The sequence below is a fragment of the Endozoicomonas sp. 4G genome, from assembly GCF_023822025.1.
GTDB lineage: Bacteria > Pseudomonadota > Gammaproteobacteria > Pseudomonadales > Endozoicomonadaceae > Endozoicomonas_A.
This window is the reverse complement of the sequence record NZ_CP082909.1, coordinates 2,808,860-2,822,184: the sequence shown is the minus strand read 5'-3', so window position 1 is coordinate 2,822,184 and position 13,325 is coordinate 2,808,860. Positions and strand designations below refer to the sequence as shown.

General features: G+C 49.9%; 10 protein-coding genes and 1 pseudogene. 1 reads left to right on the top strand and 10 read right to left on the bottom strand.

The window, feature by feature from the left end; translation table 11 throughout:
* Positions 1–20: 20 nt before the first annotated feature.
* The 10 genes and pseudogenes from K7B67_RS23950 to brnQ all read right to left on the bottom strand — a co-directional run.
* A pseudogene (locus tag K7B67_RS23950) lies at positions 21–92 on the bottom strand (Killer protein); the annotation flags it as partial.
* Positions 93–645: 553 nt separating this feature from the next.
* The gene (gene cydX, locus K7B67_RS10920; protein ID WP_252180363.1) at positions 646–768 is read right to left on the bottom strand and encodes a cytochrome bd-I oxidase subunit CydX; all 123 of its coding nucleotides are present in this window, start codon (positions 766–768) and stop codon (positions 646–648) included.
* 11 nt (positions 769–779) lie between these two features.
* A complete protein-coding gene (gene cydB / locus K7B67_RS10915; protein WP_252180362.1) occupies positions 780–1,913 on the bottom strand; it encodes a cytochrome d ubiquinol oxidase subunit II in 1,134 nt (377 codons plus the stop codon).
* A 23-nt stretch (positions 1,914–1,936) separates the two neighbouring features.
* On the bottom strand, positions 1,937–3,511 hold the full coding sequence (locus tag K7B67_RS10910) for a cytochrome ubiquinol oxidase subunit I (protein WP_252180361.1): 1,575 nt from the start codon (positions 3,509–3,511) through the stop codon (positions 1,937–1,939).
* A 489-nt stretch (positions 3,512–4,000) separates the two neighbouring features.
* Positions 4,001–5,905, bottom strand: coding sequence for a hypothetical protein (locus K7B67_RS10905; protein ID WP_252180360.1), 1,905 nt, complete (start codon positions 5,903–5,905; stop codon positions 4,001–4,003).
* Between the two features lie 114 nt (positions 5,906–6,019).
* Entirely contained in the window at positions 6,020–7,219 is a 1,200-nt protein-coding gene (locus K7B67_RS10900) for a GGDEF domain-containing protein (protein WP_252180359.1), read from the bottom strand.
* A gap of 172 nt (positions 7,220–7,391) precedes the next feature.
* The gene (locus K7B67_RS10895) at positions 7,392–8,360 is read right to left on the bottom strand and encodes an alpha-L-glutamate ligase-like protein (protein WP_252180358.1); all 969 of its coding nucleotides are present in this window, start codon (positions 8,358–8,360) and stop codon (positions 7,392–7,394) included.
* Positions 8,361–8,363: 3 nt separating this feature from the next.
* Positions 8,364–9,905, bottom strand: coding sequence for a UUP1 family membrane protein (locus K7B67_RS10890; RefSeq protein WP_252180357.1), 1,542 nt, complete (start codon positions 9,903–9,905; stop codon positions 8,364–8,366).
* Between the two features lie 7 nt (positions 9,906–9,912).
* Positions 9,913–11,067, bottom strand: a complete 1,155-nt coding sequence (locus K7B67_RS10885) for a RimK/LysX family protein (protein ID WP_252180356.1) — start codon at positions 11,065–11,067, stop codon at positions 9,913–9,915.
* Positions 11,068–11,186: 119 nt separating this feature from the next.
* Positions 11,187–12,500 carry a branched-chain amino acid transport system II carrier protein gene (gene brnQ, locus K7B67_RS10880; RefSeq protein WP_252180355.1) on the bottom strand — a complete coding sequence of 438 codons (1,314 nt, stop codon included), beginning with the start codon at positions 12,498–12,500 and terminating at the stop codon, positions 11,187–11,189.
* Between the two features lie 270 nt (positions 12,501–12,770).
* On the opposite strand from brnQ, the gene K7B67_RS10875 reads away from it, so the two are divergent.
* Positions 12,771–13,301, top strand: coding sequence for a PepSY domain-containing protein (locus tag K7B67_RS10875; RefSeq protein WP_252180354.1), 531 nt, complete (start codon positions 12,771–12,773; stop codon positions 13,299–13,301).
* Positions 13,302–13,325 lie beyond the last annotated feature (24 nt).

Genomic DNA, 13,325 nt, shown 5'->3' with positions numbered 1-13,325 from the left:
GTCAAATTGTTGTATGGCCATCAGTGGTAATCCTCATAGTCTACGATGTAGGCATCTCCGTTTTTAAATTCAAACACAATGCGCCAGTTACCTGATACGTTAACGGCTCAAAGGCCTTCACGGTCGCCCTTCAATGGATGAAGGCGGTAGCCCGGTTTATCCATGTCATCAATGGTTTTTGCTGCACTGCCCATATTTGATAATGATTGTAGTTAGAATCAGGTCATGCAGGTTGCCAACCGCATAGATCATTGTCTTGGTAGACTCATAACTTACATCATCAGACTTATTTGGAACCATCTCAATTCCGCACACAGTGTGTGCGGAATCTCTGAAGTAAATGGTAGAATCGGGAATGACTGAAGCCCTAAGCAAGTTGTAGACGACTCGAAAAATTGAATTAGCGATCATGTGTCCTATAGTTACCGCTCCTTCCTGGAATATGATCTTTGGCGTAGTGACCTCATCCTTGATGAGAGCACTACAACAGTAACGATCAGAATACATTTCCAGACAGTTACTGGATTCGCTTGATGAGCATTTGGCCAAGGTGCCTGACCTGAGAAGCACGAAGGAAGCTTTGAACCTGGCTGACCAGATCATTTTGAGCTTGGGGACCAGCGAAATTGGTCCCCAAAAACTATATCATTCTTCTAACTCATTGACATCATTATCAAAATCCATCTCGTGAAACTCATACCACATAACATTAATGATCCCAAAGGCACACGCCAGAAGTACGCCTAGAATCCAGGCAAAATACCACATAGTCTGACCCCCTAATACAGTGAATGAGTGTTTTCGTTAAGGTGTTCTACTGTCATGCGACCCCACATTTTATAGACACACCAGATGGTGTAACCCAGGATGGTGGGAACAAATATCAGGGCAGCAACGGTCATGATGCTCAGGGTCAGCTCACTGGACGTTGAATCCCACAGTGTCAGGCTGACGTCAGGATGGGTGCTGGACGGCAGAACGAATGGAAACAGTGAGAACCCGGCTGTCATGATAACACCTGCCTGGGTGATTGAACTGCAGGCAAAGGTCAAGCCGTGCAGACGGGTCTTGGCCAGCAGGAAGACGCCGATGGCACCTACAAAACCCATGATCGGCGCAATCAGCATAATCGGGTATTTGCTGTAGTTGGCCAGCCAGATGCCCGCGTCTGCGATGTGAACCGTTTTGCTCAGGGGGTTGGCTTCACCATTAATATCAAGACCGCTGATGACTTCAAAACCAGGCAGGTTAGCCACCCACAAACCGGCAAGCGCAAAGGTGACAATGGTGGCAAGGGCTGACAAACGGGCGACAATGCTCGCACGTTCTTTGATTGGGCTGCCAGAACGCATACTCTGCCACACCGCTCCCTGCATGGTCAGCATGGCAATGCTGACAACACCACAAAGCAGGGCAAAGGGATTTAACAGTGAAAAGAAGCCCTGGGTAAAGCTGGAACGCATGGTGTCGTCCAGGTCAAAACCAAAGCCCTGGAACAGGTTGCCAAAAGCGACACCGAATACCAGGGAAGGGACGATACCACTGATAAACAGTCCCCAGTCACAGTATTTGGTCTGCTCGGGTTTTACCTTGGAACGATAATCAAAGGCCAGTGGACGAATAATCAGGGCGAACAGAACCAGCAGCATGGCCCAGTAAAAGCCAGAGAAGGCCGTGGCATAAACGAGAGGCCAGGCGGCAAACAAAGCACCGCCGGCAGTGATCAGCCAAACCTGGTTGCCGTCCCAGTGCGGGGCGACGGCGTTAATCATGATGCGACGCTCGTCGTCGGTCTTGCTCATAAAAGGTAGCAGGTTGGCGGTGCCAAGATCGTAACCGTCCATGATGGCAAAGCCAATGAACAGGACACCGATCAGAACCCACCAGATGAATTTTAGAACTTCGTAATCCATAGAGATCTCCTTTTATGCCTGTTTTATGCCTGGGCCATATCGTCGGTGCGATTGCGTTCAAAGTAATAGCGGCCAGTATGCAGACTGCTGGGACCTTTGCGAGCGTATTTAACCATCAGGTAAATTTCGATAATAATGCAAACAGTGTAGAGCGCAGCAAAGCCGATAATGCTGAGCCAGAGGTCGGTTTCTGTGCGGGTAGAAGCCGACAGGTAAGTCGGCAGAATACCTGAGATGGTCCAGGGCTGACGACCAAACTCCGCAACGAACCAGCCCATTTCACCGGCAATAAAAGGCAGTGGCAGGGAGTAGAAACAGAGTTTGAGGAACCTGGGGCTCTTGTACTCAGTCCTTCGGGCTGTTTTGTAGAAGGCGACTACCAGCAGCAACAGCATCAGGACGCCAAGACCCACCATGATTCTGAAGGAGAAGAATAGCGGCCATACGGTCGGAATAGAATCTTCTGCTGCCTGGTGAATCATTTCAGGCGTCGCGTTTGGAATGTCCTTGGTATAGCGGCTCAGCAGCAGACCGTAGCCCAGGTCGTCTACGACTTTTTCAAACTGGCGGCGGTTTTCAGGGGTATCCTGACCGTTTTTCAGCTTTTCAAGCAGTTCGTAGGCTTTGATACCACGGTGGATTCTCTCCACCTTGTCGTTGATCAGGTCTTTGATACCCAGTACTTCAGTGTCCAGTGAGCGGGTAGCGATAATGCCCATGAGATAGGGGATTTTGATCGCATACTCCGTTTTTTGCTCTTCCTGGTTGGGTAAACCAAAAACCGTAAAAGCAGCTGGCGCTGGTTCAGTATTCCACTCGGCTTCGATGGCTGCCAGCTTGACTTGTTGTACGTCACCCAACTCATAACCGGACTCATCACCCAGCAGCAGGGTAGACAGGATGGATGCCAGACCAAAGCCTGCGGCCACCGCAAAGGAGCGACGGGCAAAACCGATGTCGCGGCCTTTCAATATGTACCAGGCACTGATAGACAGTACAAAGATGGCGCCTGTTGTATAACCGGCAGAAACCGTGTGAATGAATTTCACCTGAGCCACAGGGTTCAGGATCAAGTCAGCAAAGCTGGTCATCTCCATACGCATGGTTTCAAAATTAAACTCTGCGCCAACCGGATTTTGCATCCAGGCGTTGGCAATCAGGATCCACATGGCCGACAGGTTGGTACCTATAGCCATTAACCAGGTACAGGCCAGATGCTGGACCTTACTGAGTCGATCCCAGCCAAAGAAGAACATACCGACAAAAGTCGACTCAAGGAAAAAGGCCATCAGGGCCTCAATGGCCAGGGGAGCACCAAAAATATCACCAACATAATGAGAGTAATAGGACCAGTTTGTTCCGAACTGGAACTCCATGGTGAGGCCGGTGGCGACACCGAGGGCAAAGTTAATACCAAACAATTTACCCCAGAATCTGGTCATATCCCGGTAGATCTGTTTGCCGGTCATGACATAAACCGACTCCATGATCGCCAGCATGAAGGTCATGCCCAGGGTTAATGGGACAAAGAGGAAATGGTAGAGTGCCGTCATCGCGAACTGGAATCGCGACAGGTCAATGATTTCATCTGGAATCATAGTGCTCCTCGTTCATGACAGTGTTAACAGATCCATATTGGCAATCAGAAAGTGAGTGCTGCCACAGAGGTCCCTTGTGCTGCAGTTACCGCGCATTCAGTATAATAGACACCCATTCAATGCGTGTTTATAACAAGCACAGCGGTGCGTCCGTTTGTACGGATCCTGGATGGGAGCGGATCAATCTATGGCTGGTTAATCAGGTCGTGGCTATGTTACTCGGATTTGTTACATATATGAACTTCGGTAAAACGCAAACTTTGATCTTTATCAAAAATGTTTTAAATACCTTATTTCTTAGGCTTTTTTTAGCGAGATAAGGGACTAATGTTTTAAAATAAAGCATAAATCACTGTCTAAAAACGAAACAGTCTGACCAAAAGCCGAATTCCACGCCATAAGAATAAATGATATCTGTAATAACCAACTATCAGTTTTTCTGATGAGTCTGCCGGCGCCTGATCGTTATCAGGACGGGCGGCAGGGGTGTTAACTGTGAGCAGAAGCAGAGCTGTATTTGCTGATGATCTTATTGGCGTTGTAGAGGTCGATTTGCCAATTGTTCTTGGCCGGGGGAACTTCGATGGGCGAAATATTATCCAGAGAATAGCGGGCACTCATCGGGCTCTCGAACTGGGCAATAAACTGCAATCTTTGCAAATCGGCCTGATAGGTTTGTACCAGAAAGTTAATCGTTCTCTCGCTCAGGGGAACGCGGTAGTAGCGGATCAGGTTCTGGGCCAGTTTCTCGGCACTGGCCGACAGGTTCTTGTCAACATCAGCAGCCAGGGCTTCTCCCAGTGACGCCTTGGTCTTGGCGCTCATACCCGGTTCAATAAAAGCCAGGCTGGATGCATTAGAACTTTCAATAGCTCTCTGAATTTGTGGATCATGAAGATGTATATAGGGGTCAAGAATCGTGGCCACCTCGATAGCCACTTCCCTGGCGCGTGTTTCTGTCAGGTCTTTCTGAGCCGGTGACAGAGGGGAGTTGGTTCGATAGCTTTCCCTGCGCAGACGAGACTCTTTTAAAAACTCTTCCAGGCGGTTGGCGACTTCCATCCTGGTGTCATCATCCAGCTCAATACTCTGTTCTGAAATCGTCAGGCTTCGCTTGAAGTTCTCTTCAGGGTTCTGTTGATAGAGTGTCGAGAGTTTTTGCCAGGACTTCAGGGCACGTTTGAGTTTATCGCTGTCCCGCCCCTGTTTCAGGTAGGCGCGATGTGCTTCGTTGTAAAGCGCAATGGCCTTATCCAGTTGCTCCCGTTTTATATTCAGGGCTAAAACGTGCTTGCCGGTTTTACGGGTCAGGTCCCTGGCCTGACGAACCTGCAAGCTGAGATTGTCGAGCGACTCGGTCGCCGCAGCCAGCAGCTTTTGAGGGCTGAGACCATGGCCGGTAATAATGTCATTCTGAACATCAACATTGTGCAACCAGGTCGTCAGGGCCTTGAGGCGGGAGTAAACTCTGGCCCGGCTGATGCGGAAATCGTTGCGCTCTTCCTCGAGCCTGTCCAGGGCCTTGGCCAGGTCCCAGCGACCAGTATACTCGATTTTCAGCCAGGAAATTTCACGCCCGCAAATCAGTTCGAAGCAGAGTGTAAGTATTTCTTCGACATCGTGAAGGGTCATCAATTCTTCATTATCCCGCTCACTGGCGCTGAGAATCCGTTCAATAAACAGAGGTTCCCTGGGCTGCCCTTTATGAGGTCTCGCGACGATACCGGTCAATCTGTTTTTAAGTGCTTCAGCGATACGCGGGTGAAGCTCCTTGAGTTCCTGGTGATAACGCTTGGCGTCATCAGAGACTTCGTGAACGATGTCACGCATTCTGTGGTAAAGGCCGGCCCGGCGGAATATTTCAATCTGTTCGGCTTTACGGGCCAGTTTGGGATCACCGGTAATATCTTCAACGGCTGTTGAGACCCACTCCGGGCCAAGGTCCAGTTTGCGCAACAGAATGCCGGCAGAATGAATGCGTCGTGCATCTTCCGTCATATTCTGCTGGGCCAGGTCGCGCACCATGTAAATAATTTCAGGAATCCGGTCGATGACGCTGAGCAGGTTGTGTTTGTCGGCAGTGACTCTGCGGCCATGGGTGACGTTGTATATCAGTTTGGTGAACAGACCCAAACCAATGGCTACAATGGAGTAACCAATAAAGTATAAGGTTCTGTCCAGCGGCATCATAGTGCCGTAGCCAATATAATAACCGCCAAAGGCGGCCAGAAGTGTTACCGGACCGGCGGTCCAGGCGTACTGCAGTATAGTGACACTCCAGGGCTCCTGATGAGGGGCACGCGCCACTTTTTCAAGCCAACTTAAATCTCGTTCTTCAAGCTGGAGGTCATCATCATTCCGTTGCTGTCGCCAGCGACTGAACAGAGCGGGCATTGTTGTTTATTTCACTGTTGGGTGGGATCAGGACTTTATTTTAAAGTCTCAGCACGATGGTTCAGTATATGTAGATTTACGTTTTAGGATAAGCGTTTTGTGATCTCTTTTCTCTCAAGCTCCCAGACGCAGGTCCGCACAGGACGGTGCCCGACAGACTCTGTTCTTACCCGAGTGCTTGGCCTGGTATAAAGCATCGTCTGCTTCTTTCAGCAGTTTGTCGACAGTGTCCGTCTGTGGTCCCGTGGCAGCAATCCCCAGGCTGATGCTCAGAGGAACAGGGCCTTCGTTGTAAAGTAATGCCGATTTCCTTAATCGCTCAGCGACCAGTACGCCCTTAACAGCATCTGTGTGGGGCAGAAGTACCACAAATTCCTCTCCGCCATAGCGGGCAATCAGGTCCTGTTGGCGCAGCTCTTTTTGCATTCGTCTGGCCAGGTCAGAGAGTACCTTGTCACCCGCCGGGTGACCAAAACGATCATTAATCTGTTTGAAGTCATCAATATCCATGAAAATCAGGCAGGACTGAGGCTGTTTGGGATTGGGACGGTGAAGAACTTCTGAGGCCTCATTGATAAAAGCTCTGCGATTGAGCAGGCCCGTCAGTGAATCCAGACTGGCCTGGAGTTTCCAGAAGCGAGTCTGTTGATTGGCCTGAAACAGGGTTCGGGCATGGGTACTGATGTCGGTTATCTGTTGCCATTGTAAAGATTGCTGGTATTTTTTCCCCGGTGAAACGACCAGCAGAGTATGGTGGTTTTTTTCGGTATGAAGCAGAAATATCCAATATTTATCGCCGTTTCGATCGGCAAGCCGGACATGATGTTCTTGCTCTGAGCTAATGATGTTGATCAGTTCCTTTTCAATAGTGTCAATGCTGTTTGTGAGTATCCGGTCGGCCTTGGGGTAATGGCTGCTGACATCCCAGCGATCGTTGTTTTTGACCAATATTATGGCAGGCGTAGCGGGCATTACGGCATCCAGAGTGTTTAGAATCCCCTCCCTAATGGCCCTTTCATCCATCAGGGCGTTGCCGGGTGCCTGCAGATGTTGACGCAGGGCAGAATTAAAAACTCGTCGTTTATCATTGACGACAGTGACCAGGTTGATAGAGAGCTTCTGATGATTCTTATGTCTGCGGTGAACCCGGTAAAGACTGAAAATTAATACGGATTGCAGAACAATAAATGCCGGTTCTGCCCGACTGACAAAAAAGGTCAGCAGAATCACAAGCAATGCCCTGACGAAGAATGCTCTGACGAAGATTGCTCTGGCGAAGATTGCTCTGGCGAAGATAGCTGTTCTTGGCTGCAATTCAGGCAGTCCTCCTTGACGAAGTGACAGCTTTTGTTCTGCTTCTTAAAGCTGCTTATTCTTTGAACGATTGTGACACAGACGAAGCATACAGGCCAAGGCAGGCGAGTGTTTTTTTTAAGTCTATATTTGGGAGGGAATATCAGGGCGCTGAGCCCTGATATTATGGGGATCACACCGCAAAGCGCTCTTTTGCGAAAGCGACTTTTTCAGCAATGGGCATATTCCAGTCGGGCAGAGACTCAATCAGCTCCAGGCGCGGCTGGATGCCACGGTCATTGGCGATCTGGATAGCCAGGCCGGGACGGCCATTGAGTTCAAGGATCAGTGGGCCATCCTTCTCATCCAGAACAATGTCTACACCCAGATAGCCCAGTCCTGTCATGTCATAACAGGCGGCAGTCAGCTTGAGCAGTTTGTCCCAGTGAGGCACTTCCAGTTTTTCAAAGCTGTGGCCTGTGTCAGGGTGCTTTTCAATGGGCAGGTCAAACTGAACAGCCCGCAGGCTTTTACCGGAGGCAATGTCCAGACCGACTCCGACAGCACCCTGGTGAAGGTTGGCCTTGCCATCAGAAGCCCGGGTGGCCAGACGCAGCATACCCATAACAGGAAAACCCCGGAAAACAATCATACGAATGTCCGGTACGCCTTCAAAACTGTAATCATTGAAGACCGGGTCTGCCACAATCAGGCTCTCGATCATGGCGACATCACTTTTGCCGCCAAGACTGTAAAGGCCGCCGAGAATATTGGACACATGTCGGTTGATATCTTCAAACTCCAGAGTGTCGCCACTGGCTTTTAGATACCGTTCACCATCGCGGCCAACGATGACCAGGATACCTTTGCCGCCGCTGCCCTGGGCAGGCTTGATCACAAAACTGTTGTGTTGTTCAAGCAGAGTGCCCAGGTTTTTGATGTCGTACTGGTATTCAACAACCCCCAACAGTTTGGGGACATCGACACCGGCTTTTTCTGCCATCCTTTTAGTGGCGAGTTTGTCGTCCACCTGGGGCAGCAGTTTGCGGGGATTATATTTAATTACATAATCCAGGTTGCGCATGTTCATGCTCAGAATCCCAGCCTCATGGAGGCTGGAAGGGCTGGCAAAACCGCGGAAAAACCGTTTGATGAACTCCATGGGTTAACCTCCCACCAGAGGTTTGAAGCGACGAAGTTCCAACAGGCGATAACCGGTGTATTGGCCCAGCATCAGGGTCAGGCCGAGCACGGTCAACAACAGCTCCGGGAAGCTATAAGTCAAATGTTCAACCAGAGGGTTGGACATCAGCAGGTAACTCATACTGGCCACCAGCAGACTGCCAAAGCCCTCGATCAGAACATCTTTGGGGCCTTCTTCTTCCCAGAGGATGGACATTCTCTCAATGGTCCATGCCAGGATAATCATCGGGAAGAAGGTCACGGTGAGGGCCTGGGTAATTCCCATCTTCCAGCTGAGTACACTCATGGCTCCCATTATGCCTATGACGACGATGATGACCGCCGCCAACCGGGCGACAAGGAGCATATTAAGCTGACTCAATATCGAACGGATCCACAGGCCGATGGAAACAATGGTGACAAAGATAACCAGACCGGGCAGTAACTGGGTTTCCAGGAAGGCTACCGAGATCAGGACGGGCATAAAGGTTCCCGAGGTTCTCAGGCCGACCAGGATGCGCATGATCAGTACCACCAGGGTGCCAATGGGAATCAGCAGAATGCTCTTGAAAGCGTTCTGAACTTCCAGGGGCAGGGAGTAGATAGAAAAATCCACCAGGGCGGCGTCGTCAGCACTGGACGTTTTAATGGCCAGGTCCCGTTTGGGCTCGTTCTGGGAAATCATTGAGAAAGAGACCCGGGAATCTTCGCCACCCATGACATCCAGCAGGGATTTACCGCCGCGCTGCCAGAGGAAGAAGTTTTTCGGGTTGCCGGAAACACCGGTTTCGGGATCAAAGAGCACCCAGCCGTCGTTGGTGTAGACTTCCAGCATGTCTACGATGGGCTGACGACGTCTGCCGTCTTCAAGGTAAAGCCCCCGAACAACCCGCGCCGGAATATCGGCCATGGACAGCATTTCGATCAGCAGCTCGGTCTGCTCGGCACGGCTATCAATCATGCTCAACAGCATGTTGGTGTTCTGGCTGGGCTCTTTGGCAATAAATGCCTTGATCAGGGTGCCGGTAAAACTTCGGCTATCGGCAGAGTGTTCTTTGACTTGTTCCAGCAATGCATCTGCCGCGGTCTGGTAGGGCTCCGGCAGGGACGGTCTGGCTTTCAGAGTGTCATCGTCTTCTTCAACAGGAGGCGCCAGAGGTTCCACCTGCAGTCGGTCCGGATGCAGACTGACCTTGTAGAACAGGCTCTGCATGCCTTTAGCCTTGCGGATGCTCCACTCGGCACGACGCTGTCCTTCTTCATCATACTGGTTAATGCCATAACCGGGAGAAGCAAAGGATTCATTCAGAATACGGAAACCGGATTGCTGATCGGGCAGGGTCAGGGATGCCTTGGCAGGTCCACCGTCGGCCTCGAACTGGATTTCAGCCTCAACACTCCAGACTGTGGTGGTCTCTCCCCGGGTTAACGGAAACCCCAAGGCAAAGTGTTTGTACAAAGTCAGGCCCAGACCTGCCGAGATCAGAATGATCACCGCCAGGCTGAGGTGAAAACGTCCTTTCATTCAAACCTCACTTTTTTGTTTCAGCAATATTTTGCTTGGCTACATCAACCAGAGCGGTATTGCTCAGGAATCTTTCACCAATAAGAATCGGGTGTTCGTAACCCGAGCGATTGGTCAGCGTAAATTCAACCTCTTTGGAGATACGGCCAAGTGTAATGGGGATAAAGACAGAGGCCCGGAACTGGTTGGCCAGGCCGCCGTGACGCTTGATTTCAACTTCACGATGAACCTTGCGCTCAAAAGTCTGACTTTCTTTACCATTGACAACCTTGAAGCGAACCCACTTCTCACCATTTCTGGTGAAGTATTCAATATCTCTAGCATCAATGGAAGAGGTCTTGGCACCGGTATCAATACGTGCCTCGAAGGCATTCTTGAATCCTTTGATATGCACTTTTTCAAGCTCGCCTAACAACATAAGGCCACTGACGTCTACGGGTTTGTCGATCTGTTCTTTGACGCTCAGGTTGCCAACCGCCGGGATTTCGGCGGTCACCGTATCCAGCACTTTCTCGGTTGCGATGTATCTCTTGCTAACATCGGCGATGGCCATATCCTTGAGAAAATCCCGACCCACGAGCAGTGGGAATTCAAAACGGGTCCTGTCGTTCAATGAGACGTCAAGGTTTTGGGTAATATCACCGACCCTGATGTTCATATTGACGACATAGCGAGCCAGGGACTCTTCGTCACCCTGGGTCTTGACCAGGATAGTGTTTTTGACGGGCAGCTCCAGGCTGACATTGCCCTTGCTGGTTCTGGGAATATCAAATCGAACCCATTTTTTACCATCCCGTTCAAAGTTCTTAATGTTTCTGGCATCAATAGAAGAACGTCCCGCACCGGTATCGATCTTGGCGTTCATTTCAAGGCCGTATTCTGTGAGAGTACCTTTCTCAGCAAAACCCAGTACCAGTTTTCCGCCAATACGGGCTGGAGTCTGTACCAGTTTTTGCTTGACCGAAATGGTATCCGGGCGAGCAGACCGGGAGGTGGTATGACCTTGCACTTGTTCTGTTTTCTGTTCTGATTTAAGGGCCTCAGTTTCAGCTTGAGAGGTCTTTTGACTGTCCGTGGTTTGGGCAGGTTGTTGCAGTACCTGGCAGCCAGTTAAAGCGGATATCACCAGGATAACCGCGGGTAATGCCGGAAAACGGGTCATGGGTACGCTACTTATTTATACATACAGTGAGTGAGTGGTAGCCGCGATACTATATCGCAAGCGAGCCAGCTTACTTGATGTTTAGCCGCTTGCCAAGCCGTTGGTCAGATGGAAACAGGCTACGATGGTTTAGTACATTTACCTATCAGGCAGGTCGCCAGCATCGTCACCAGAAACGGGACAACCCAGCTCAAATTAAACTCATACCCTGGCAGTGACTGAAAGTATGTCAACAGCTGTTTTGCAAGAGGATTGTCCCATCCTTTGTTGGCATCAACCAGGCTGAGTAAAAAGGTTACCAGCAGCGTGGATTTGTAGACCAGTTTGGGGTCAGGCATCAGGTGTCTGGCCAACCCCAGAAAAACCAGGGCAATAGTGATAGGGTAGAGTACCAGCAGCACTGGTATAAACAGTTCGATCATATGGTTAAGGCCAAGGTTGGCAAGCACCATGCTGATGAGGCTGTTGGTAGCAACCATTGCCTTGTAATTAAGTTTGTCAGACAGCTCACAGAAATACTCTGAACAAGCGGTGATCAGACCAATTGCGGTGGTCAGGCAGGCCAGTGTCACTACCGCTGCAAGCAGCACATTGCCATAAACGCCAAAAACACTGTCGACATAAGTGGAAAGAATCTGACCGCCGTTTTCCGGGTGCGGAATGAGCTCGCGGGTACCTGTACCCAGGTTAAAGAGGGAAAGGTAGACGAATGCCAGCCCGGCAGCAGCAATACAGCCGGTTATGATCGAGTACTTGATCAGGGCATTAGTCGAAGAGATACCATGAGATTTGAGGTTGGTAATGATAACAATGCCGAACAGGAGCGCAGCCAGAGCATCCATCGTCATGTAGCCTTCGACGAATCCAGTAAAGAAAGCATGCTCGACATACCTACCCATGGGCTCACCGGCTTCTCCCGGGGAGGAGATAACAGGAGAAATACTCAGAATAATAAGCAGCAGGATAAGGGCCGGTGTGATGATTTTACCAACGGACTCCAGCAACTTACCCGGATAGAGGCTGAAGTACCAGGAAATCCCAAAGAAAATGATACTGTATGCCAGTCTGGAAATGGCATCGGGTTCTTCCAGAAACGGAACGACCCCGATTTCATAAGCAACGAGACCGGTTCTTGGCACACCATAAATAGGGACGATGATGGTGTATATGCAGCAGCCCATCAGGATAATCATGCTGCGAGGCAGTTCCCGGGTAATCTCATTAAAGCCTCCGCCAACCCTTGAAATCATCACCAGGGCTAAGAGAGGGAGGCCGACTCCTGTAATCAGGAAGCCTGCAGCGGCCAGCCAGACATGGGTGCCAGCCAGTTGACCCACTAATGGAGGAAATATGAGATTGCCTGCACCAAGAAACATGGCGAAGGCCATAAATCCCATACCAATGATATTTTGAAAGCTTAATCGTTGCTTCATAATACGGGCTCTGCCTTGATTGATGTTATCGGGTTAGAAACGGGAGCCATGTTCAGTTCCGGAAGATCAACAGTTTTTTTAATAACCAGAAAGTATGGACTCAATTTTGGAAAGTGGTAGCCTTATCCCGTTTTTTATTTTATTGGTATCGGTTCGCCGGTCAGATTCATCATTAACTTTTGTTAATCTTTTACTCATTGGGTCTTCATCGTCGGGTGGTTATCCTTTGCGGTAATTCACCTATTTTCTACGGGTCTACGGGTAAGTGTCATGAGGCTGTTAAAAGAGGTCATACTTGGACTGTTTCTGGTGTCAACCGCCGCTCTGGCCGGTCAGGACGATGTCGTCATGCAGTTGGCCATTGAGAATGCCAAAATCAAGCCGGAACAGGCCGTTGTCAAAATTGCTGATCATTATCCCGGCTATCTCAGCAGCTTCGGAATCGATGATGAAGACGGTAAAATGGTTTATGAGTTTGGCATTATTGATCCCAAAGACAGTGTTGAGCTGGAAGTGATTATGGATGCTGACTCCGGGAAGATCTGGCTTGACGAAAAAGACGCACTGTCCAGCAAGACGCTCAAGAGTAAAAAGTATCAACTGCTGATGAATAGTGGCATGACGTTGGAGAAGGCTGTTCAAGAAGCGAAAAAAGTCGTTCCGGGGCAACTGTTGGAAGCAGAGCTGGTACAGGAGAAGGGCATTGTCTTCTTCGAAATTGAGTTGTTGACGGATAGGGGTGATCGCAAGGTGATCGTTGATCTGCAGTCAGGCAAGCCGATTCCGGTGACCCGAAGATAATTGAGCGTTTGAAGGTATTCGTCA

Coding starts and splice junctions, on each gene's coding strand:
- cydB (WP_252180362.1), bottom strand. CDS start 1,913: ATGGATTACGAAGTTCTAAAATTCATCTGGTGGGTTCTGATCGGTGTC.
- K7B67_RS10890 (WP_252180357.1), bottom strand. CDS start 9,905: ATGAAAGGACGTTTTCACCTCAGCCTGGCGGTGATCATTCTGATCTCG.
- brnQ (WP_252180355.1), bottom strand. CDS start 12,500: ATGAAGCAACGATTAAGCTTTCAAAATATCATTGGTATGGGATTTATG.
- K7B67_RS10910 (WP_252180361.1), bottom strand. CDS start 3,511: ATGATTCCAGATGAAATCATTGACCTGTCGCGATTCCAGTTCGCGATG.
- K7B67_RS10895 (WP_252180358.1), bottom strand. CDS start 8,360: ATGGAGTTCATCAAACGGTTTTTCCGCGGTTTTGCCAGCCCTTCCAGC.
- K7B67_RS10875 (WP_252180354.1), top strand. CDS start 12,771: ATGAGGCTGTTAAAAGAGGTCATACTTGGACTGTTTCTGGTGTCAACC.
- cydX (WP_252180363.1), bottom strand. CDS start 768: ATGTGGTATTTTGCCTGGATTCTAGGCGTACTTCTGGCGTGTGCCTTT.
- K7B67_RS10905 (WP_252180360.1), bottom strand. CDS start 5,905: ATGCCCGCTCTGTTCAGTCGCTGGCGACAGCAACGGAATGATGATGAC.
- K7B67_RS10885 (WP_252180356.1), bottom strand. CDS start 11,067: ATGACCCGTTTTCCGGCATTACCCGCGGTTATCCTGGTGATATCCGCT.